This window comes from Marinobacter salexigens (assembly GCF_002806945.1).
Taxonomy (GTDB): Bacteria; Pseudomonadota; Gammaproteobacteria; order Pseudomonadales; family Oleiphilaceae; genus Marinobacter; species Marinobacter salexigens.
Genome location: NZ_NIHC01000004.1, coordinates 207,035 through 229,250, shown reverse-complemented (window position 1 = coordinate 229,250; position 22,216 = coordinate 207,035). Strand labels below are relative to the sequence as shown.

The window sequence follows — 22,216 nt, the reverse complement described above, 5'->3', positions numbered from 1 at the left end:
TCACCTTATAGCTCCTGAATAGCCAGCCCCAACCCTTCAGCAAGGGCGCGGTTTTCCGGGCCAGTTACTACTGCTGTGCTTGCCTTCTCAGGCACCAGCCAGTTTGCCGCAACACGCTTTAAATCTTCAAGAGTGACTGACAATACACGCTCCCGGAATCGTGCCTGCTGCTCAGCACTGCGTCCGAACAGCTTGTTGTGGAACGCATGACGTGCAGCACCTGCAGGAGAGCGCGGCCGGTCCAGTTGGCTAATCACCCCGAGAATGGACTCTTCCAACTCCTGGTAATCATGGTCAGTTTCCTGAAGCCACACCAGTGCCTTATCGAAATCCTCAAGGGTTTCAGCCAGGCGCGGATCCCGGTATGAGAAGAAGCGGAAAGTACCATTCACACTATCCTGGGAGGCTCCACCACCATAGGCGCCACCCTTCTCCCGGATAGCCCTGTGCAAATAACCATTGCGCAAAAAGCCACCCAGCACAGTGAGTGGAGCGGCATCCGGATGTTCGATCGGTACTGTGCTGTAGGCACGCGCGCAAAAGTTGACCTGAGTGGAAGTTAACCAGGCTTCGCGGGTTGCGAAGTTCACAGGGTCCATACTCCAGTGTGAAGACTCTGCACCCTCATCGCCTTGCCAGCAGGACTTGAGATCGTCAAGTAATGCAGGAAGTTGCTCTTCCTCTCCTATGACCAGGAACTGGCGAGCCTGCTGGCGAATCTTGTCGTGCAAGCTTGTCAGTCTCAGACAGAAGGCATCAAGTGCTGCCGGATCCTTCAGAGACTGATCCAGTTCTTTGGTTCCACGAATTCCCGCTAAACCACCAAGGCGGAAAGTCAGCCAGGCGCCAGGGCTCAACCCCTGGGATGCAGCTCCCATAGCCAGTGCATGGCCATTGCCGGTGACTGCCTGCTCCCTACGTGCACGAATCTGGGCAATAATTTCCTGAATACGATCCTTTTCATCAAATCGGGCACTGGTGTATACGTCACGGAGTAACTTCGTCAATGCCGTTCGATTGCGGGCCAAAGCCTTACCGCTGAAAATTATGTGGCCGGAAAGATTCTGTACATCATCAACACGGCCTTTGGCGGTGAACGAGGCGCCAATACCACCAGACTCAGCTGAAATCCGGTCCTGCATCTGAAGGTAATCCAGCCCACCACACCCAACTTCTGAAATCAGTGCGCCGTAATACGGCAGGAGCAACAGTTCCTCCTCAGTCAGATCAGGCAGCGGCAACACAATCTGCTGGTAAATCAGCCCGTTGGTTCCACGCGCGAAGACAGTTGCGGAGATATCCCCATCAAAACGGGCTTCCGGTTCAGGCATTTGCAGCGGTACATCAGTCAGATCCACTTTCGGGAGGATAGAGTCATCGTCCTTGCGCATCTGCCGCTCTTCCAACGCTTTGGCGCGCTCCACAATCTGCGCGACCTCCTCACTGGTGAGCTCTGCCTTGCGTTGTGCAAGGGCTTCCTGAATAGCTTTCTGACGGCGCGTATCCAGTTTGTCGTCCGGCCTCAGAGTGAGAGTGACCCTGTGGGGGTTTTCCAGCAACTTGCTGCGAATCAGGCCCGGGACATACTGCGGATCACGAATTTTCTCGCGCAGTGTGGCCAGAACCGGCTCCAGATCCAGTAGTTCAACGGGGTCGCCACCGTGAACCATCGGGGCTATGGCGCTCATAATGAGCTGAAGACCATAAGGGAAACTGTCCCCGGCAATTTCACGCTGATGCAATTCCAGCTGATGAAGAATCGCTTCCAGACGATCCTCACTGACGCCGTCTTCAACCACTTTCTGAAGCGTGGCCTCGACCAGCGCTTCCAGATCTTTTTGCTTCTCCGGTTCGCTACCCTCAATACCGCAAACAAAGGTCATTTCCCGATTGGAATCTTCCAACCCGCACATGGGCGACGGAGCCTGGCCAATGTCGGTTGTTTCCAGCGCTCGCATCAACGGCGATGCACTGTTTTCCAACAGCACCGCAGACAAAAGCTGCCCTTCGAGATTTTCCTGCAAATCAAAACTGTGTCCCAGCAACCAGCCCATAACAATATGGGTTTTATCAGTCGTCTCTTCTCCCTCGGCCACACCGTATGCCTGTTCTACACGAACCGGCGCATACATGCGCTTTTCGTCACGCACCGGCAGTTCGATATCCAGCTTGTCGAAACGCTTCAAAGCCAGCTCTTCAAACCGCTCATGGTGCTCATGAGCCGGGATATTGCCGTAGGTGGCAAAAATTGCGTTGCTGGGATGGTAATGGTGCTTGTAGAAGCGGATCAGGTCGTCGTAACTGAGATCAACGATATGATCCGGTTCACCACCACTGTTGTAATGGTAGGTAGTGGTCGGGAACAAATGACTGCTCAGGTTCTGCCAGAGCTGAGAGGTGGGCGAACTCATCGCACCTTTCATTTCATTGTAGACAACGCCCCGATAGACCAGATCGGTACTTGGGTCATCCGGCTTGTCGAATTCAAGCCGATGCCCTTCCTGAGCAAAATCCAGCGGATCCAGCTTGGAGAAAAACACCGAATCCAGGTAAACAGACAGCAGGTTATCGAAATCCTTTCGGTTCATACTTGCAAAAGGATAAGCTGTCCAGTCGCTGCTGGTGAACGCGTTCATGAACGTGTTCAGCGAACGGCGAATCATCATGAAAAACGGATCACGAACGGGATAGCGCTCACTACCACACAATGCCGTGTGTTCAAGAATGTGGGCAACGCCGGTAGAATCCATCGGGAAGGTTCTTAGCGCCACAAAAAATACGTTTTCGTCGTTATCCGCCGCGAGATGGAGATGGCGGGCACCGGTTTTTCTATGACGATACTCTTCAACATCAAGATTAAGCGTATCAATCCGGTGACTGCGAAGCTTCTCAAAAGCCGGGTGGATTGCGTTATCGATCACTGCAGCCATTCAAACTATCCTGTCGTTAAACAATTGGAGAATGACAGGGTAACACGTAGTATCAATCATCATGTATCCGTCACCCCGCAATAAAGGCAGCTACCAGATCCATGAGCACAACGTCAGGCCCTGAAAAAGCCATCCAGGCTCCCGAAGTCGCCGCCTACTGGACAGAGAGGCGTGAGTATATCAAGCGCATCCGTAAATCCCCGGAGGTACGACAACGCTTCTGGCGCGAGGTAGTTATTTACCTGGCGCGCCGCCTGCTCTGGTCATTCGGCTTTTTTCCCGTCTTCATGGCTTTTTGGATACCGTTGGTGCTGTCCAGTTTCAACCCCGTTGTAATGGCGTCAGACTTGATCCCGCTGTTGCAGGATTTTGTGAATTCCAACCCGGAAGTACAGGCCACGACACTCAGCACCTTGATCACTGCCTGGGCATCCGTTGGCTTCTTCTTCCTGGTGTTTGATTTTGTTCTGACCCCCTTCAAGTCCCCCTATGAATATGAGGCCGATGTCTACATGAGGGCCTGGGAGCAGCTCAACCATGAACAGCTTCCGGCCAAAGTGTGATTTGGCCAGCATTCTCGCCAAGTTCAGTCACTTTCTGTTACATAACTCCCCTCTCGCTGGGTAAGATGAACTTGCTAGCGAATTTGTAGAATGCAGGATCAAGAGGTTTCGCCATGGTCGATTTCAGACCACTTTTGTTTTTGAATGCCTTGGCTCTTATGCTTCTGGTAACAGCCGGCTTTGCTTCCGTTCGTAGCGAATTATCCTTCGCTTATGCATCAAAGCAAACCTTACAAAGCGAATTGCCACTCAAGCCAGCCAACCAGCCGGTCGCACCGGAAAATAAACAAACAGTTGCTGAAGCGCCTGTACCCGCGTCTGTACAAGAACCAGTAATGCTGGCTTCTGCAGAGCCGCCAGCGGCTATGGTGGAAAATACACCCGAGGCCGAACCGGAGCTGCCTCCGCCCCCGACAACAGGTGCACTTACACTGCGCTCGAATGTGGCAGGCGACCGGGTAGAAATCAACGGCAAAGATTACGGCGCAACACGCCTGGACCTTGAGCTGGCCCCGGGCAAATACGATATTACGATCAGCAAATCCGGGTTCCGCTCCTGGCAGCAAAGCATCGCCCTCGACGCTGGCAGCGAGCTGACCCTCGTAGGTAAACTGGAAGCCTATACCACCGTTAATTACCAAAATGGCACCTGGAGAGGCGGCATAAAAACCGGCGACGGAACCTATGAAGACAACGATGGCCTGAAATATGAAGGTCAGTTTGCAGATGGCGCCTTTCATGGCTCCGGCACTGCCTGGTATCCGGACGGCACCCGCTATGAGGGCGACTGGGACAAAGGCAAGCGCTCTGGCGAAGGCGAATGGCGCGATGCAGATGGCTCCCGCTACACGGGTCAGTTTACGGCTGATGCGTTCCACGGTCAGGGCACGCTAACGCTTGCCAATGGTGACATCCTGACCGGAGAGTGGTCACAGGGGCGCCTGAACGGCCATGGCTCTCTGACAACGGCCGACGGCATGTTGTATGTGGGAGGCTTCCGTAACAGCGACTTTCACGGGCGCGGCACCCTCACGTATCCCGATGGCCGCCACTATGAAGGTGATTTTTCCAATGGCAGTTTCCATGGCCGCGGCTCGGAAGTTTTTGCTAATGGCAAGAAGTACGAAGGCGAGTATATTGAAGGAAAATTCCACGGTACCGGCTTGTTGCGCAACCCGAATGGCAGCTCAATTGAGGCGAGCTTCCGCCACGGTGAACCCTATGGACAGGTTCGTCTGACCACTGCCGCAGGTGAAATCTTCACTGCCCGCACCACAGAGCCCGGCGTGTGTTATCGGGACAAAAGCTACAGGGCAACACAGTGCCCGAAACTCGAAGGCTGGTAGCTATAACAGTAAAACCAGCCCGATAACCAACGCGATAGAAGCAACAGCTTGAGGTAGTAAGGATGACGATCAAGAATGCTCTTCTGGTGGACGACTCCAAGGTAGCCAGGTTTGCGCTGAGCAAACTGCTGGAAAGTCGCGAAATGAATGTCAAAATGGCAGGTTCTGCTGAAGAAGCCCTGGATTTTCTTGACAGCAATGAACACCCGGACGTCATCTTTATGGACCACCTGATGCCCGGAATGAATGGCGTTGAAGCCACTAAAGCGATCAAGAGCAATCCGGAAACCGCCAGCATTCCCATTATTATGTGTACGTCCCAAAAGTCATCGTCTTTCACCAAAGAAGCGAGAAATTTCGGGGTTTACAATATCCTGACGAAACCAACCCATCCTGACGGCCTTGGCCTGGTGCTAGACCAACTGGCCAGCGACGTAAAAGACGGAACGCTGCCCGCACCACCGCTTTCCGAACCGGAAATGGACAGCCCTGAGCCTGCCACCAATGGCAATAAGGCAGCCAGCACCGTACCTCTCACAAGCGACCTGATAGAGCAGATCTCACGCTCTTCAGCACAAAGCCAGGTCAACAACCGCCTTCATGAGTTGCTCAGCTCATTGTTCGACGAGCAGTTCGATCAACTCAATCGTGCCCTGAATGACTCCCGTGAAAAGCAGGACAATCTGATTGAAGAGCGACTGAATGCCATGAGCGAAATGGTAGAAGAGCGCACACAACACCTGCGCGATGATGTTGCCGCTGAGGTAAACCTCAGCCTGGGCCGGGAACTTGCCGACCTCAAAAAAGAGCTCTCACGCAACTCAGGCTTTACCGGCAATCATATGGCCGAGCTCAAAGATCATATTACCAGCGTACAGACTATCGACACTGAGTTCTGGCAAACGCTGCAATCCGAAGCCATACAGCAAGCACACGAGATTTCCCGTGAAACAGCTGAAGATATCGCCCAGCGCACCATCGACCTGTTTGTAGCTCAACAGCGCTCTGCCTCCTCCAGAATATACACTGTTGGGCTGGCGGTTAGTCTTGGGGTCTTCAGCCTCGGAATTGCCTGGCTTGCAGGCCTGTTCGGCTAAGCACTTCGCGAACTCTTTTCCAATCTTCCGGGGTGTCTATGTCATCATGGACACCCGGAATATCAAACCGGGTCGCACTCACCTCTTCCAGTAATCGCCCTGCCCCCCGATCACCCTCCAGTGCCAGCACCTCGGGCCACAGCCAGCGTGGCAAATAAGCAGGTACACCCGGGCGCCTTCCATAGTTTGCCGCTGCCGGCAGCTCTGGAAAACCTCTCGCGGTGTCGCCAAAAGCTCTGAGAGCCTCTCTGTTCAGCAGCGGCTGGTCCGCAACCAATACAAACACGCCCTTCACCTGAGGCCCTAGGCCACGAATACCCGCCACCAATGAGGCCGCCATGCCCTGATGCCAGTCAGCCACATGCACCCAGCGGGAAGGCTGCAAGCGACAACGAAAACGAATCAGCGGATACCAGGCACCACACACAACCCGCACATCACAGCTGAGCAATTTGCCTTGCCCTATGGCATTGTCCAGCAAAGTAAGGCTACACCCAACCTGCCCACTCAGGTTCAACAGAGCCTTAGGACGCCCAAAGCGGCTGGAAGCGCCTGCAGCGAGAACAAGTGCCGGAAAATCCTGATCGATGTCACGACGAGAGGCAGTTATGATATCGCTCCTGATAGAGACGTTATATTGGCAAGGCTGACGAGAAGAACCGCACGGCCACAACCCGATAAAACACTCACCCCGGTGATTTTTGATAGAATCCCACCAACATTCAACTATACCCGCCCGGACCTTTAATGAACCACCTGTTTGTAGACAACCTCACCGTTATTGATTTTGCTTACCTGGATCCCGCCCGCGGATTGGTAGGGGAAAGCTGGATTACCGACGTTGTGCTGGGAGGCGAGCTTGATGACCAAGGCATGGTATTTGATTTCAGCAACGTGAAGCGCACCATCAAGCGCATCATAGATGAGCGCGTGGACCACCGGCTGGTAATACCCCGGGGCTACGACGGTTTTTCATGGCACCAGGACACGCCCGACACTTTTACCTGGAACCTTTCCGACGGTAGCCACATTATTCACCGCTCTCCCGACGAAGCCGTTGTATGGCTCTCTTCAGACCGGGTTACACCATCCGCAGTGGCGGCTCTGCTTGAGCGTGAACTCCTGGCAGTTCTACCGGGCAATGTGAGCTCTGTACAGATCAACCTGCGGGAAGAGGTGATCGATGGCGCGCACTATCATTACGTTCATGGCCTGAAAAAACACCTCGGCAATTGCCAGCGAATAGCTCACGGCCACCGATCACCGATTCGCATTGACCGCAATGGAAAGCGCGATGAAGAGCTGGAACACTCCTGGGCCGAGTTATGGCAGGATATTTATGTGGGCTCTGAAGAAGATGTAGTACGACGCCATGTTGAAGAAAATGGCGTGGCTTACATCACCTTCGAGTACGAGGCCAACCAGGGCGAATTCTCCCTGACCCTCCCCGAAAAGCGGGTTTACATGATGGACACCGATACGACGGTTGAATTCATCGCCACACACATCGCCGATGAACTCAAGGCACAGCATCCATCTGACACGATTCTCGTTAAAGCCTATGAAGGTGTTGGTAAAGGCGCCATAGCCTCCCGCTAATACCAGAAGCCTTGAAAGCAGGCCACTCTACAGTCAAGTGAGAAGGGTGCCGCCTCCCAAAACTGTGTGTTGCCAGGGATGGCAACACCAAGCCCCCACGGATGGGTTCACGGCGTGTTTTGGGAGGCGGCACCCTGCTCACGGTTCGTGGCACACAGCTGGACTTCACTTTTCTTCAGGCACAAAAAAACCGCCCGAAGGCGGTTTTTTTGATGGCTATCCGGTGGACTAAACCGAAAAGCCGTATTGGCGTCCCCTAGGGGGTTCGAACCCCTGTTGCCGCCGTGAAAGGGCGGAGTCCTAGGCCACTAGACGAAGGGGACTAGAAAATTGGTGGAGCCAGACGGGATCGAACCGTCGACCTCAACACTGCCAGTGTTGCGCTCTCCCAGCTGAGCTATGGCCCCAACGGATGCGTATATTAAGGATCCGCCCCATGGTCGTCAACCTTTCGCCCAACTTTTTTCAACTTTTCTGAACTTCCCTGTTCATCACGCTCATTTCTTAGCCAAACTGCTCATTAAGCACCCAACGCCGCGTATTCTTTCTCTACTTTCTTGGTTTCTTTTTTCGAGAAACCACCAAGCACCTCAAGAGCCTTACGCAAACGTGCACGAGTCATGTCGGGACCGAGCATATCCATGGAGTCCATAACCGACCAGGAGTTTGGAGTGCCGGCAATAGCCACAAAAACAGAAAACATGAAATCGCCCATTTTCAGATCCATGGCTTTCGCCAGGAATTTAATATCGGCAAAGATAGTGTCTTTGCCCCAGTGGCGCTGAGCTTCCAGTTTCCACAGAGTGAACTGCAGCACCCGCTTGATCTGAGCTTCTTCCAGTTTGTTGTGGGCAAAGTCTTCAGGCTTCAAGTCGAGCATGCCGGAGAACATAAACTGAGCCATGGGCGCCACATCGGAGAACACTTCTGCCCTGCCCTGGATATGGGGCACCAATGCCTTGAGTGAATCTTTGTTGAACCACCATTGACTCATGCGCTCGACAAACTGATCTTCCGTGAGCTCGTCGCGCAGCCACTGACCATTGAGCCAACGCAACTTTTCCACATCAAACACCGGGCCGCCTAAAGAGACCCGCTGAATATCAAAATTCCCGATCATCTCATCAAGCGTGAACTTTTCCCGCTCATCCGGCATCGACCAACCCATACGACCAAGGTAATTGGTCACAGCTTCCGGTAAGAAGCCCATGCGCTCGTAAAAATTGATACTGGTGGGATTCTTACGCTTCGACAGCTTGCTTTTGTCCGGGTTGCGCAGCAGCGGCAGATGGCAAAGCACTGGCATATCCCAGCCGAAATAATCATACAGCAACTGGTGTTTGGGAGCAGAGTTGATCCACTCCTCACCACGCAGCACGTGGGTGATTTCCATCAGGTGGTCATCAACTACGTTGGCGAGATGATAAGTGGGCATGCCATCAGATTTGAGCAGGATCTGGCAATCCACCTGGGCCCAATCGATTTCAATGGTGCCACGGAGCATGTCATCAATTTCGCAAATACCCTCATCGGGCACTTTCATGCGGATAACGTAGGATTCACCCGCATCCAGCCGCCGCTTTACCTCTTCTTGCGAAAGCTCTAGATTGCCCTTAATGCCAGGATTCAAACCCTTTGCTTTCCGCTCCTCACGGATGACGTCCAGCTCTTCTGGTGTACGGAAGCAATAGAATGCGTGACCAGCCGTCACCAGGTCTTCAGCATACTGGGCATAGGAGTGCTTGCGCTCAGACTGGCGATAAGGGCCATGAGGGCCGCCCACATCGGGACCTTCGTCCCAGTTGAGGCCAAGCCAGCGCAGCGCTTTTAGAATATCCTGCTCAGACTCTGCCGTGCTTCGTGCCTGGTCGGTATCCTCAATACGCAGGATAAACTTGCCACCATGCTGACGGGCAAAGCACAAGTTAAACAGAGCCACATAAGCGGTACCAACGTGTGGATCACCTGTGGGCGACGGGGCAATTCGGGTGCGTACTGTCATGGAACCTTCCTGAAAATCGGTGGCCGTTTAATTAACCCGGCATTATACCGGCCCGGGCGTTATTTCGCATGATTACAAATCGTATCATTGCACCGGCCCCGTGAGGCAAAACAAGATTTTGCGATCAGACGTACTTGAGTGTTATATTATAACATCACCACCTAACATCGGGATTCAGACCTACCATGCGCACCCCAAAACTGGCATTTGCAGTAACATTGATGATCAGCGCCCTGTTTTATGGCAGCAACACGCTTGCCGACACTCGCATACTCGCGTCCATAAAACCGCTGGAGCTTCTGGTCCGCGCAATTGCTACGGAAGACATGCATGTAACCACTCTGGTGCCGCCGGGATCGAGCCCCCATAACTACTCCATGACACCCTCGAAACGCCGGATGCTGGAAGACGCCGATGTGATTTTCTGGGTGGGGCCCCAAATGGAGACCTTTCTGAGCCGTATTCTGACGGGCAGAGACTTTGGCGAGCGGTCCGTCGCACTTATGCAGCGAGATGCGGAAAGTGAACAGGATCACCAGGCCGAAAGCCACAGCGATCATGACCACGCACACGATCATGAAGACGGGGAGGATCCACACATCTGGGTAGACCCGCACATGGCACTTGCCATGGCTGAAACCATCAGAGACTCCCTGGCGCAACTGAATGGTGCAGACAAGCCAGCCCTGGATCAGAACCTGGAAACCTTCCGGGCCTCGATTTCGGCCAAAGAAGCGCTGATCAGGAAACAGTTAGAGCCTATGCAGAGCGTTAGTCTGTTTGCCTATCACAGTGCGCTCACCCGGTTTGCAGAGCACTATGGCTTGAACATCGAGGGCGTGTTGACACTCAACCCCGAACTATCGCCAGGAGCCCGGCACATTGCAGCAGTGCAAAACAAACTTCGCGGGGCGAATCACCCCTGTCTACTGACAGAACCACAATTCAACCGCCGCTGGTGGCACTCCATTACTGAAGGGCTGGATGTGACGATCAGCACATGGGACCCACTGGCCATGGATATTGATGCCAACGCAGAAGGTTATACAGCCTTCCAGCAAAGCATTGCCGATGCCCTGCTCACATGCCTACCAGAGAATGCTGAGCATTAAGGGAATGGATATCATAGCCAGAAGGGTTTGGCCGCTGATGATACCAGCCATCAAAGGTGCGTCACCGCCTAACTGCCTGGCCAGAATATAGGCCGATGTCGCCGTTGGCAGAGTGGCCAGCAAGATCGCCACCTGAACCAATGTGCCCTCAAGACCCAGCGCAAACGCAAGCCCTGCCGCCATGAGCGGAAACAGCAACAATTTCAATACAGACGACACCACAAAAGGCACAGAGGCGCCTCGCAGGGCTTTGAGTTGAAGCCCTGCGCCCACGGTCATCAGCCCCATGGGCAACGCCAGATTGCTCAATGGCTCAAGCGTGCCTGCGAGGAGCGGGTGAAAGTCGATCTCGAAAAAGCTCCAGATAACGCCAAGAACCGACCCTATAATTAGCGGGTTTGAGGCGATTGCTCGCACCACCGGTCCCAACCGGGCCGGGCCATCCGTTGTCATCAGCGAAAACATGAGAATGCACAGCAAATTTATCAAGGGCACCATAACGGCAACCGCAATTGCGGTGAGAGACAGCCCATCATCACCAAGCAGCATGCCCCCTGCTGCCAGTGCAACGTAAGAGTTAAACCGGATAGCCCCTTGATACACAGAGGAAAAAACCGGCCCATTCCAACGCCAGAAAAACTGCACAACCACTAAAGCCACAGTCATCGCAAGCAGCATGGAGGTGATAAGTAAGGCGGTATCGCCGTAAGCTGAAACCGGCAAGCGAGCTTGCCCCAACTTGAAAACCAGCATGGCAGGGAAAAGAACGTAATAGGTGAAGCGCTCCGCCTGGGGCCAAAACTCAATCGAAGGAAATGCCCAGCGTCTGAACAGGTGCCCTAGAACAATCAGCGCAAATACAGGTACAAGCGCCTGAACCATAACTGGCATACTGAATACTCCAACCTCAAAAATCCAAAATAGATATCGATCGCCCACTATGAACAGGCAAGCAGCGGAGCATATCAGATGACCAGTAACCCGTCCTGAAACAGTTGTTCGGGCAAGGCAACATGCCCACGATCATCGGTTACAGTAGTCAGCACAAGCCATGCCTGCCAGACTATTTCCTGATAGGCAGCCACACTCTTGTAAACACTTCAGTCCGCTCAACGGAGGGCCCATGCGTACCGATTCAGAGCCGGGTAAAGCGACCAGAATCATCCATAATCGCCGCCATAAGGATAGCTTTGGCAGCCCATATTCCCCCATATACAACACCACCACCTACCGCTTTCAGGACACCGCTTCCCTGCGCAAGGTCATTGGAGGTAACACGCCCGGTAACTTGTATACCCGCTGGGGCAGCAACCCGTCTATTCAGGAACTGGAACAAGGCCTGGCAGGCCTTGAGAATGCCGAAGACGCACTGGCCTTCGCATCCGGTATGGCCGCCATCTCTGCATCTCTGTTTGCCCATGGCCGCAACGGTATTGTCTGCGTTGGAGACCTATACGGTGGCACACAGGAGCTGCTGACACAGCACCTGCGGCCCTTGGGTATTCCCGTTACCTTTCTGCTGAAACATGAACCTGACCTGCTTGCCCGTGCCTTGAACAAACCTGGCATGTTGGTGTACTGCGAATCACCAGCCAATCCGACTTTAAGCGTACTGGACATCCGGCAACTGGCGCAGCAAGCCCACGGCAAGAACGCCCTTCTGGCAGTAGACAATACCTTTGCTTCTCCGGTGAACCAACAGCCGCTCGCCTTGGGTGCAGACTTGAGCCTGCACAGCGCCAGTATGTTTCTGGGAGGGCACAGTGATATCACTGCGGGTGCTGTTATGGGTTCTACGGAGCGGGTTAAGCCCATCGCCCTGTGGCGCAAAAATCTTGGCCAGATTTTAGCGCCGGAAACCGCCGCCTTACTTTCTCGCAGCCTGAGAACACTGCCCTTGCGGGTAAAGCAACACAACGATAACGCCATGGCGGTTGCCCAAGCGATGGAAGGCCACGCAGCCATCAAACGCGTGCTTTACCCAGGGTTGCCCGATTTCCCTGGCCACAACCTGGCCAGGCAGCAAATGGATGGATTCGGCGGTGTATTGACGCTGGAGATTGACGGGGGCCGTGAACAGGCCGTCAAAGTTGCTGACAACTTGCAGGTTTTCCTGCTGGCCACCAGCCTGGGAGGCGTGGAAAGCCTGGTTTCACAGCCCTGCGCTACAAGCCATCACGGGATCAGTCAGGAGGAACGGGAACGCCGCGGCATAACCGACAGCATGCTACGGCTGTCGGTCGGGCTCGAAGATGCCCAGGATTTGATAGCCGATCTCGAACAGGCACTTGATCAGCTATAAGTCGCCATTCTTGAGAAAGTCGCGAAGGGCTGCAGCGTTGTTGTGATCTGTGTCCTTTGCGGCAAACACCAGCGTGATGCGCTTGTGCTCTTGCAGAATCGCCTGCAGTTCTTTCAGGTCATCAGCAGCCTCTGTTTTCTTCAGCTCCTTCAGATACCGCTGGCGAAACTCTTGCCACTTCTCCGGATCGTGCCCAAACCACTTTCGCAGCTCGGTAGAAGGCGCCAGCCCTTTCAGCCAGGTTTCGAGTGCTGCATCTTCCTTGGCGACACCGCGGGGCCAGATCCTGTCTACCAGAATGCGTGGACCATCAGAGCGCGCGGCACCCTCGTAAGCCCTCTTGATTCGAATCTCCATCTTTAAGCCTCCGGTTTTGGATTCAGAAGAAACAGGCCGGTCAGACAAGATCGTCCGGATTCAGCTGCTCTATCGATGTTTTGCCCAGCAGTGAAAGGGTCAGCTCCACCTCATAGCGGAAGTTCTCAAGCATTCGAGAAACCGCTGCCTCACCACCAGCTGCCAGCGCATAGGCCCATGCACGGCCCACCAAACAAGCGTCAGCACCAAGACACAGCGCGCGCACAATGTCCTGGCCCGACTGTACCCCACCATCCATCAAAATCCCGGTTTTCCCGGCCACGGCTTCCACAATGGCCGGCAATGCAGAGATCGTCGAAGGTGCACCATCCAACTGTCGCCCACCATGATTAGAAACAACAATACCATCGGCACCCACATCGACTGCCGAACGGGCATCGTCGGGATCCATAACCCCCTTGATAACGAGCTTTCCGGGCCAGTGCTGTCGAACCCACTCCAAATCCTTCCAGGTAACAGACGCATCAAACTGCTGGTCAACCCAGGCTTTAAAGTCCTCGGGGTTCCGGCCTGAAGGCACCGCATCGGAGAGGTTGCCGAACGTAAGGGGTTTTCCTTTGATAGCCACATCCCACAGCCAAAGCGGATGGGAGAGCAAATCGGACAGCTTTTGCATTTTGCCCCAAGGCGAGAGGCCGCCGTTCATGCCGTTGCGCACATCCCGATAGCGTATGCCCAGCTTGGGAAGATCGACGGTAAACACCAAAGTGGAGTAACCGGCTTTGTGCGCACGATCTAGCAAAGCTGCCGAATAGCCCCGGTCTTTCAGGACATAAAGCTGAAACCAGTTAGCCGAACGGGTTGCGCTGGCAACTTCTTCCAGCGAGCAAATGGACACAGTACTCAGGCAAAAAGGCAGACCCGCTTTCTTTGCGGCGCGGGCCGCCTGAACTTCGCCCCGGCGCGCAAGCATTCCGGCAAGCCCAACCGGCGCCAGTGCCAATGGCAACGAGGCCTTCTCACCAAGTATCTCAGTGGCTGCAGAAGCGCTGGACACATCCCGCATAACCCGCTGACGAAAGTGAAGAGTCTGAAAATCCCCTGTGTTATCTCTGAGAGTTTGCTCGGAAAAGGCACCGCCATCAAAGTAATCAAACATCATGCGGGGCAACCGGGCTTTGGCGATTTTGCGGTTATCCGCTGTATTTGCAGGTGTAATCATTGTTGTTTTTTCTCTCCGGCAAAGTATTCAAGAGGATTCAAAGACCGAATTATGCTTTGTAAGAGCTTACCGGAACAACCGGCACAAAAAGACGCATGATTCAAATCATTTTCAAGGCGTGCAAATTGACAAATCATCAGGAAGAAGTGCGCAACCACTGCTAGAAGTTTCCCTGAACCTATTCCCTGAGAGGGCAGACATGCTCCACACAGTCGGTATTCTGTGACGGGGATTCAACGAGGGGACAGAACAATGACAAACTTTACCGTTCAGCTCTATCGCTACAATCCGGAAACCGACAACACCCCCTATATGCAGGATGTGGAAGTGGATTCCAGTTTTCGCAAACGAATGGTGCTGGACGTTCTTGAGTACCTGAAAACCATTGATCCCACACTCGCCTTCCGCCGCTCCTGCCGCGAGGGTGTATGCGGTTCAGATGGCCTGAACATTAATGGCCGCAACGGGCTGGGTTGCATCACCCGAGTATCGGATGCTCTCGGCAAGTCTGGCAAGCTGGCAATCCGCCCCCTGCCCGGCATGCCGGTTATTCGTGATCTGGTGGTAGATCAGACCCTGTTCTTCAAACAGTACAAAAGTATCCAGCCCTGGTTGATCAACGACTCACCCCGACCAGCCATCGAACGGCTGCAAAGCCTGGAAGATCGCGCAAAACTGGATGGTTTGTATGAATGCATCCTGTGCGCCTGCTGCTCATCGGCCTGCCCATCCTGGTGGTGGAACCCCGAAAAATATGTGGGGCCGGCAGGTTTGCTGCAAGCCCACCGTTTTTTGCTCGACTCCCGGGATACTGCAACCGCAGAACGCCTGGCAAAACTGGAAGACCCGTTCAGCGTGTTCCGCTGCCGGGGTATTGGCAACTGCACGGCGTATTGCCCTAAGGGCCTCAACCCCATGAAGCAGATCGGACGCATCAAGGCCATGCTTGTCCGCCAGCAGGTCTGAACCGGGGGGTTAACGCATATTAATCTGACTTTAAAGGCAAATGGCCCGCGAATGTTTACACTTGTGTCTGACTGATCCACAAAAACGAACATGAACAAGTAGCAAACGGGAGCAGCCTAATGCACGCAATCAGATCCTACACCCAGTCCATTTCAGCCATCATGGCCCTGGTTATGGTATTGAGTTCCATGTGGGCCATTCCTGCCTCTGCCAATATTGTCGGCACCGGCGAACTGCTGACTGAGCAACGGGCGGACATCGACCGTGAAGCATTAATGGGCATGCTTGAACGAGAGGACGTAAAAACCACACTGGCGCGCATGGGCGTTGGTGAACAGGAAGTGCGAGACAGAATACAAAGCCTCACACCGTCCGAGCTGGCAGATTTCAAACAGCAGCTTGCAGAAGCACCCACGGGAGAAGGCGTGGTGGGCATCATTGTGCTGTTCCTGCTGGTTTTCATTATCACAGACATGTTGTGCGCAACGGATATCTTCCCGTTTATTAACTGCATTCGCTAAGCGCTACGGCCATGACGTCTGTACAGCTGAGTCCGGCCCGGCTTTATTTGGTGGCGCTCCTGGGAGTTATTCTCTCAGGCTGCGCCAGCCAACCAAAATGGCCTGCCAACTATGAAGCAACCACAGTTACTGAAGTTCCCTTTCATCCCCAGGAGCAATATCAGTGCGGCCCAGCATCCCTGGCAATGATGCTGAACGCCCAGGATGTCACGGCGACGCCTGATGAGTTGGTCGGCAAGGTTTACCTGCCGGAGCGCAAAGGCGCCTTGCAGGTAGAGATGGTGGCAGCGGCCCGGCAATATGGCATGCTGGTTTACCCTCTTGAACCAAAGCTGAACGCCGTTCTGCAGGAGCTAAAGGCCGGCAATCCGGTTTTGGTATTGCAGAACCTGCGTTTTGACTGGTGGCCACAATGGCACTTTGCCGTGGCGATTGGTTACGACAGCCAGAAAGAAGCACTGATATTGCACTCGGGCACAGAAAAAAACTACCACCTGCCCGCAAGCGCGTTTATGGCAACCTGGGATCGCTCGGAACGATGGGCGCGGGTGATTCTGCCACCCGACCAGATACCGGCAACGGCGGAACCTCTTGCCTTTTTGATGGCAGCCCACGACCTGGAAACAACCCAGCAGTCAGACGCTGCAAAATCAGCGTACAAAGCAGCAGCAAAAGCCTGGCCGAATCAACCCGCCGCATTACTTGGCTTGGGGAATCTGGCCTACCAACAGAACCAGTGGGCAGAAGCAGAAAAATATTACCGCACCATGACTGAGAGATTTCCTGATATTAGTGCGGGCTGGAATAATCTGGCTGAAGCCTTATCCAGGCAAGGCAAAAACGAGGAGTCTTCTGCAATGCTGAATAAAGCCCAGAAAGCGAAAGAAGGTTCAAAACAGCCGGGGAATGGTTAACCAGCTTCTGTGGGATTATCCACCTCGGGTTCTTTGCCTAAAAACAGCTTTTCCAAATTCAGAAGGCCATCCTGAATCAGATTGAACCCTTCATCAATTTCCGCGTCGAGAGTCTCGTTCATCATGCCCAAGGCCACGATTTGCTCTCTGGCTTCGGCATAACCTTTCTCGATTCCCGCTCTGGCTTGGGACATCAAATCCGCCAGTTTCTCCACATCGGCACCGGCATCAGCTTCAGCCTGTAAACGATTCTGCACAAACCCGAGAATCACGCTGGCCACATCAGAAGCAGAAGGTGGCTGGGCTTGCGCTGCATATTTATCCGCTCCGGATACGGCTTTGCTCTGGCCGCCCCCCATCGCTTCCTGCAACCTTTGCTCCATACGAGTACGCATCACGTTGATGGCATCCGCTGGCGTGCGAATGGCACCCTGCTTTTCAACGCGCGCTTCAGCGCTTACCCGGTTGGCGGGTCTGGCTTCGGTGGTGCTTGTGTTCACTCGACCGGTCACATCCGGCCCGCGTCCAATGATTGGTGCTACCATAACCTTAACCTCCTGCAAGGACTTATGTGTAAGGGTTAACGGCAGGCGCCGCCAAAACATTAAGATCGATTGGTTATATTATCGCCACGCGGCTCGCGTGCTTGCAACCGCACCAGATATACAGCAACCAAGGCAACTAATAACCCCGAGAGCCCAAACGACAATCCAAAGCCACTCATACCAAGTACTGCCCCAAATAGCAGGGGTGCTACAAAATGAACGGCCCGATTAACCATCAAACGCATACCCAAGGCGCCAGATCGCTGTTCTGGCCCAACACTTTCGGCCAGAACCACCATTGAAAGCGGTTGCGTGAGACCTCCACCTAACCCCACAAGCAGTGCCAAAACAGCAATGGCCGGCGCACTGGTGGCGAAACCCAAGCATGCCAAGCCCACTGTGACAACAGCGAGGGCCAGCGTGGTTGCTCTGCCGCGGCCGCCTGCAGCAAAGATAATCCTCGGAATGAACGGCCGTATCACCATAGAAACCCCCGCCCTGATGCTTACCAGTACGCCAATCATCACCGCACCCATTTGCAGGCTATCAAGGTAGACGGGCAGATAGCTGCCGAATACGCCCAGGGTAAACATACCGGCCACGGTAATGGCGATTGATACCTGAACGCCGGTATTGCTGCGGGCCAACAAAGCTTGCGCACGAAAACCGGTTAGCTTGCGAGTAACCCGCACGCCCCGAGTGGCATCGCCTGTCAGGGCAAGGCCCGACAGCCCACCAAGCAATGCAATCCCCGCCATCACCAAAAACAGGTTACCAACACCTCCAGCCCACTGAATCCAGCCCCCGGCAATTAAAGGGCCTATCACCTGCCCGCCAGACAACCACGTGGAATACCAGCCAAAATAGCCTTCAAGCTTTGGTCCGGTGGCCAGTGAGGAAATAATCGTTTGAGCAGAAAGCACCATCTGCAGATGTGCCAGCCCGATTAATAGCTGGCCACCTATCAGCCCGTAGTAGCCGGGTACAGCCTGCATAAGGAGTAGTCCTGCAACCATTACCAGCGCTCCGATCACCAATGTGACCCTCCCACCGTGGCGCGTAACCAAGCCACCCAGCGGTATAGCCAATAAGAATGGAAGCAGGTACTGAGAGCTGAGGACAACACCCAGCATTAATGGAGAAGCGCCGAGCTCCAGGCTGTATACCGGAACCGTCACCAGCAGCATTGAGTAGACAACAAAGCAGAATGTGAGGGATACACAAACCGCTACAAAGTTTTGGCCGGCATCGTCAGCCGGCCATCTCAGAATGGTTTTCAGCGTTGATCTGTTAATACATCACCGGACAGTAGCCTATGGGAATTTACCATCCGCATTCTATTACGTTTATATCAGCATTTCAGAGCCGCCTCACGGAGCCCGGCAATGACACTGAAGCCGATAGGCTCTACTTCTTTATCCAGCGCTCACCCACCAGGATATACTGCCCCGGGGGTGTTTTATCAACCGCTTTCTGGCCTGCCACTGTTTCGACTTTTGTTACCGCTATGCCGTGCTTTTCGGCAATCTGTTTATACGCTTCCCGTCGGGCATTATTGATTGCACTCACAATCCCCTTTGCCTTCTGGTCGGAACCTACGGCTGCCAGATAACCCGTTGGGGTCTCACCCACAAGACCCTGGCTTTTTGCAGACTCCAGAGCATTTTTTGCTTCATCCAAACTCATGGCCATTGCTGGTAAAGCAAGGAAAACCGCTAAAACCAGGGCGCTGAATCGGGCAAATACTGTCATGGCTAACTCCTTACTCATTCGTTTTTTCCACAAAACACCAAGGCAATCAGAACAGGCCCTTTTCACTGAACAATTCGTCCACGTCCTTATCGACCTTCACGTATATTTCATGTTGAATTTTTACGTTCAAATTCACAGTAATGGGCTCCTTGGGCGCGGCCACTTGCACGGTTGGGGTACAACCCAGCAATAAGCTGCTTGTAAGCAGGCCCGCAAACAGGGCGAATACACGCCGGGAAACCCTTGAACCAAATTGCGTCATATCGGTGTGCTCCTCTGTTGCCCTTTACTCTATCAGGTCGTCATCTGAATCGCGTTCGCGCTTCTTAAGTAAATTTTTGACTCTTTCAGTGACCGCCTCGCTGACCCTGCCACTTAATTGCAGACTCCTGAGCAGCGCAGGAATATTCTCCTCCAGATTGATATTCAGCACCACCGGCTGGCCATTGCCAACCCCCGGACTATTGCCCTGAAGATGCAGCGTTAATATCAAAGTACCGTCCTTATCATAATCGATACCACTGTCCAGAACCGAGTAACGAAAATCCTCAAGGGCCTTGGCCACCAGTTTCATGGACTCGCTTTGGCGGGCAAGTGCCTTCAGCCGCTCTGCCGTCAACTGCAACCTTCCCCCCGGTTCTAGCGCATCAATACGGCCTCGTTCAACCCGTATACCGGTAGCAGGATCGAACAACATAGGCACAGTTCCACTGAGAATGCCTGTGCCGGCCAGCCCTTCGGTGGGGTAAAGCTGCAAAAGGCGGGCGAGGCTGAGCTGGTTAAGCTCCACAGGAACCTGTACCGGCGCCTGGGCCAAGTCCCAGCTGCCGGGATGAATTTTGATTTCGCCACCCAAGGCGTTCGAGTTCGCCTGTTCCAGAGTCAACAGCCCTGCTGCCAGCTGCCCCAACGGTGCTTCGTAGCGCCCTGCCAACCTCACTGGCCCAACCGGCAAACCCGGATTCACTTCCTCTATCGTCAGTTCCGGTGTTGCTACCCGGATGCGCTCGTTCTTTAGCAGGAACTCCGCAGAACCATTCATCCGGCTCCAGGCTGTACGATCGTATGTGCCACTCCAGTCTGCGAACACCAGCTTTCCCGCCAGACGCTTTGTGCCGTTTTGCGGTTGCTCGTAGATGGCATTGGCGCTGACATTACCTCCAGATATCAGCAACACCTCTGGCCATTGGGTAAATATACGAGACAGGGCTTCAGCTTCACTTTCGCCGCTCACCCGCATGTTAGCTTCAAGGGACAAAAGCCCCTGGTAGGGGAATTTCAGATCCAGGTTCATGGATGTTCCGGTTTTGGCCTTGAGCACTCCCTCAACGTCCGTTCGATCCATATTGGCAGATAGCCCGCCATTGAACTGCCAGGGTTGCGGCTGCACCTGGGGGTGTCGAATCTGTTTGGCTTTGATTCCCAGCGGGCCAGCCAGTGCTAACCGATCCATCCCACCCTTCTCTGCCGAGTACTCGGCGTTCAAGGTGGCCCCGGAAAAATCCACACTCACCCCTTTGATCAAAGCCCCCGCCAACGCGGAGCCTCCCGGGAGCGGCTCAAGTGTGTCGGTCTGCAGCAAGGCAGTCTTGCCGAATTTCAACGCCGCTGCGCTGGTGTCCAACCATCCGGTCAATGAGGCCTCTAGCCTGGGCCTGGTCAGTCGCCAATCGGCCACCTGTAGCTCTGGCAGCGTGGCGGTGAGTTGCGTACTCCCCAGTTGCACCCACCAGGGGGCGCCAGTGGATACTGCTAAATGCGAGCTTATGGCAAGGTTTGCACCGCCCCAGCTGGTGACTTCCACCTGCAATGGCAGCCGACCGCGCTCCGAACCTGTCTCGCTGGAAGGAGGTGCGGGAGAAGTTGAAGCTACCGCCTTTGCAGGCCGAACGGACAGTTCGAGAAGCTCGGGGCGCAGCTGTTCCGGTACTTTTTTTACCCAGGGGGCTGGGTGGCTCAGTTTCAGGTCTGCCAGCAGGGTTTCCGGCTGCCAAACGCCCTTATCCGCCTTCAAGGAAACTTCAGCCTTACCACTAATACTTCCAACCCCGGGCGCAGGCCAGGGTTGCGGCAATAGTGCATGAACCTCAACGGCCCCGGTGGCAGCGGCCAAAAAGCGTTTGCCCTCAGGGCCCTGCAACTTCCAGTTAACGGTGGCAGAGCCCGTATCCGGCTGATCCGGCCACTGTTCCAGGGGAAGGCTTTGCCAAGTGTGCAGCCAGGCCAGTAACCAGTCCGCCCGGGGCAGGTCCGGCACCTCAACAGAGCCCTGCCAGGACGCCAAACCATTGGCTGCCGGGGCAATGTAATCAGAGGACACAGACAGGTAACGCTTTTCATCGATCGACACATTTGCCGTAAAATTCAGCGTATCGAGCCCGGAATTATCCAGAATTGCCAACACATCAAGCTGGTGGCCTTCATGGGCAAGCTGCACTTTCGCTGTTACAGGCAACCGGCCACTTGCCGTGGCAAACGCGAGAGCAGAAGAGTTGGCCTCAGAAACCCTGCCCGATTGCGTGCTGGTTATCTTCAGGCTTCCTGATAATGGGCAGCGACCTGACTCACACGGAAGTTTTGCCTCGAATTGTTGAACGCTGATTTCCGAAGGCAACCAGGCCAGCCACGCTGCTTGCCACTGGCCCTGCTGTGATTTTTCCGGCTTTGTTTCTGACGGCATAGCCGATTTCGTATACAAATCCAGCTTCAGGTGCCCGGCTTTCAAAATGGTTAACTCAGGCTGCCAGCCACTCCCCCATTCCGGCCAGCGCCAGTTCAGTGACAGGTCCCGCCCTTGCAACGCAAGGTCTCGCTCAGGAACCGACTGAACCAGTTTCAGCTCGCCCACAGACACGCCACTGAATGATAGGCCCAACTCCTGCCACTCCAGTGCCTCTATTCCGTTCTCTTGCAGCAGGTTGCTCCAGAGATGTCGGGCAGCCAGAATGGCGGCCGGTATGGAAACAACCAATACCGCCAACAATCCCCACCCAAGTGGTTTCCATGCAATGCGCATCGCGGGCTATC

General features: G+C 54.3%; 20 protein-coding genes and 2 tRNA genes. 9 read left to right on the top strand and 13 right to left on the bottom strand.

What is annotated here, in order from left to right:
• Window positions 1-5: 5 nt before the first annotated feature.
• Complete coding sequence (locus CDH47_RS08970) at window positions 6-2,930, bottom strand: insulinase family protein (protein WP_100639545.1); 2,925 nt, start codon at window positions 2,928-2,930, stop codon at window positions 6-8.
• Between the two features lie 101 nt (window positions 2,931-3,031).
• On the opposite strand from CDH47_RS08970, the gene CDH47_RS08965 reads away from it, so the two are divergent.
• The 3 genes from CDH47_RS08965 (at window position 3,032) to CDH47_RS08955 (ending at window position 5,936) form a co-directional block, all read left to right on the top strand.
• Window positions 3,032-3,493, top strand: a complete 462-nt coding sequence (locus CDH47_RS08965) for a hypothetical protein (protein WP_100639544.1) — start codon at window positions 3,032-3,034, stop codon at window positions 3,491-3,493.
• 113 nt (window positions 3,494-3,606) lie between these two features.
• Complete coding sequence (locus CDH47_RS08960) at window positions 3,607-4,839, top strand: MORN repeat-containing protein (RefSeq protein ID WP_100639543.1); 1,233 nt, start codon at window positions 3,607-3,609, stop codon at window positions 4,837-4,839.
• Window positions 4,840-4,901: 62 nt separating this feature from the next.
• Window positions 4,902-5,936: a response regulator gene (locus CDH47_RS08955; protein WP_100639542.1), complete on the top strand. Its 1,035-nt coding sequence runs from the start codon at window positions 4,902-4,904 to the stop codon at window positions 5,934-5,936.
• Here the strand turns inward: CDH47_RS08955 and CDH47_RS08950 are convergent.
• A complete protein-coding gene (locus CDH47_RS08950) occupies window positions 5,896-6,609 on the bottom strand; it encodes a nucleotidyltransferase family protein (RefSeq protein WP_275667848.1) in 714 nt (237 codons plus the stop codon). The two genes, CDH47_RS08955 and CDH47_RS08950, sit on opposite strands and share 41 nt — an antisense overlap.
• Window positions 6,610-6,683: 74 nt before the next feature.
• Here CDH47_RS08950 and CDH47_RS08945 point away from each other — a divergent pair, with 74 nt between their 5' ends.
• Window positions 6,684-7,535 (top strand): 6-carboxytetrahydropterin synthase, encoded by an 852-nt coding sequence (locus tag CDH47_RS08945; protein ID WP_100639541.1) that lies wholly within the window; start codon window positions 6,684-6,686, stop codon window positions 7,533-7,535.
• Between the two features lie 247 nt (window positions 7,536-7,782).
• Here the strand turns inward: CDH47_RS08945 and CDH47_RS08940 are convergent.
• From CDH47_RS08940 to gltX, 3 genes are all read right to left on the bottom strand, one after another.
• Window positions 7,783-7,858, bottom strand: a tRNA-Glu gene (locus tag CDH47_RS08940).
• An 8-nt stretch (window positions 7,859-7,866) separates the two neighbouring features.
• A tRNA-Ala gene (locus tag CDH47_RS08935) sits at window positions 7,867-7,942 on the bottom strand.
• Window positions 7,943-8,055: 113 nt separating this feature from the next.
• Window positions 8,056-9,537 carry a glutamate--tRNA ligase gene (gene gltX / locus CDH47_RS08930; protein ID WP_100639540.1) on the bottom strand — a complete coding sequence of 494 codons (1,482 nt, stop codon included), beginning with the start codon at window positions 9,535-9,537 and terminating at the stop codon, window positions 8,056-8,058.
• A 185-nt stretch (window positions 9,538-9,722) separates the two neighbouring features.
• On the opposite strand from gltX, the gene CDH47_RS08925 reads away from it, so the two are divergent.
• On the top strand, window positions 9,723-10,649 hold the full coding sequence (locus tag CDH47_RS08925) for a zinc ABC transporter substrate-binding protein (protein ID WP_100639539.1): 927 nt from the start codon (window positions 9,723-9,725) through the stop codon (window positions 10,647-10,649).
• Here the strand turns inward: CDH47_RS08925 and CDH47_RS08920 are convergent.
• A complete protein-coding gene (locus CDH47_RS08920) occupies window positions 10,626-11,540 on the bottom strand; it encodes an AEC family transporter (protein WP_100639538.1) in 915 nt (304 codons plus the stop codon). The two genes, CDH47_RS08925 and CDH47_RS08920, sit on opposite strands and share 24 nt — an antisense overlap.
• Window positions 11,541-11,772: 232 nt before the next feature.
• Between CDH47_RS08920 and CDH47_RS08915 the strand changes: the two genes are divergently transcribed.
• On the top strand, window positions 11,773-12,951 hold the full coding sequence (locus tag CDH47_RS08915; protein ID WP_100639537.1) for a trans-sulfuration enzyme family protein: 1,179 nt from the start codon (window positions 11,773-11,775) through the stop codon (window positions 12,949-12,951).
• On the opposite strand, the gene CDH47_RS08910 is transcribed toward CDH47_RS08915, so the two are convergent.
• Together CDH47_RS08910 and CDH47_RS08905 are read right to left on the bottom strand one after the other, a co-directional pair.
• The gene (locus tag CDH47_RS08910) at window positions 12,946-13,308 is read right to left on the bottom strand and encodes a DUF488 domain-containing protein (RefSeq protein ID WP_100639536.1); all 363 of its coding nucleotides are present in this window, start codon (window positions 13,306-13,308) and stop codon (window positions 12,946-12,948) included. The two genes, CDH47_RS08915 and CDH47_RS08910, sit on opposite strands and share 6 nt — an antisense overlap.
• Before the next feature lie 40 nt (window positions 13,309-13,348).
• Window positions 13,349-14,491: an L-lactate dehydrogenase gene (locus tag CDH47_RS08905; RefSeq protein ID WP_100639535.1), complete on the bottom strand. Its 1,143-nt coding sequence runs from the start codon at window positions 14,489-14,491 to the stop codon at window positions 13,349-13,351.
• A 252-nt stretch (window positions 14,492-14,743) separates the two neighbouring features.
• On the opposite strand from CDH47_RS08905, the gene CDH47_RS08900 reads away from it, so the two are divergent.
• The 3 genes from CDH47_RS08900 to CDH47_RS08890 all read left to right on the top strand — a co-directional run bounded on the left by CDH47_RS08900 (window position 14,744) and on the right by CDH47_RS08890 (window position 16,892).
• A complete protein-coding gene (locus tag CDH47_RS08900; protein ID WP_100639534.1) occupies window positions 14,744-15,457 on the top strand; it encodes a succinate dehydrogenase iron-sulfur subunit in 714 nt (237 codons plus the stop codon).
• A gap of 119 nt (window positions 15,458-15,576) precedes the next feature.
• On the top strand, window positions 15,577-15,978 hold the full coding sequence (locus CDH47_RS08895) for a PA2779 family protein (RefSeq protein ID WP_100639533.1): 402 nt from the start codon (window positions 15,577-15,579) through the stop codon (window positions 15,976-15,978).
• Between the two features lie 11 nt (window positions 15,979-15,989).
• Complete coding sequence (locus CDH47_RS08890) at window positions 15,990-16,892, top strand: PA2778 family cysteine peptidase (RefSeq protein ID WP_100639532.1); 903 nt, start codon at window positions 15,990-15,992, stop codon at window positions 16,890-16,892.
• On the opposite strand, the gene CDH47_RS08885 is transcribed toward CDH47_RS08890, so the two are convergent.
• The 5 genes from CDH47_RS08885 to CDH47_RS08865 all read right to left on the bottom strand — a co-directional run bounded on the left by CDH47_RS08885 (window position 16,889) and on the right by CDH47_RS08865 (window position 22,205).
• Window positions 16,889-17,437 (bottom strand): DUF5610 domain-containing protein, encoded by a 549-nt coding sequence (locus CDH47_RS08885; protein WP_100639531.1) that lies wholly within the window; start codon window positions 17,435-17,437, stop codon window positions 16,889-16,891. The two genes, CDH47_RS08890 and CDH47_RS08885, sit on opposite strands and share 4 nt — an antisense overlap.
• Before the next feature lie 59 nt (window positions 17,438-17,496).
• Window positions 17,497-18,705, bottom strand: a complete 1,209-nt coding sequence (locus CDH47_RS08880) for an MFS transporter (protein ID WP_275667850.1) — start codon at window positions 18,703-18,705, stop codon at window positions 17,497-17,499.
• Between the two features lie 139 nt (window positions 18,706-18,844).
• The gene (locus CDH47_RS08875; protein WP_420843673.1) at window positions 18,845-19,207 is read right to left on the bottom strand and encodes a YdbL family probable chaperone protein; all 363 of its coding nucleotides are present in this window, start codon (window positions 19,205-19,207) and stop codon (window positions 18,845-18,847) included.
• A 28-nt stretch (window positions 19,208-19,235) separates the two neighbouring features.
• Window positions 19,236-19,451, bottom strand: coding sequence for a YnbE family lipoprotein (locus CDH47_RS08870; protein WP_100639528.1), 216 nt, complete (start codon window positions 19,449-19,451; stop codon window positions 19,236-19,238).
• Between the two features lie 24 nt (window positions 19,452-19,475).
• Window positions 19,476-22,205, bottom strand: a complete 2,730-nt coding sequence (locus CDH47_RS08865; RefSeq protein WP_100639527.1) for an intermembrane phospholipid transport YdbH family protein — start codon at window positions 22,203-22,205, stop codon at window positions 19,476-19,478.
• Between the last annotated feature and the right edge of the window lie 11 nt (window positions 22,206-22,216).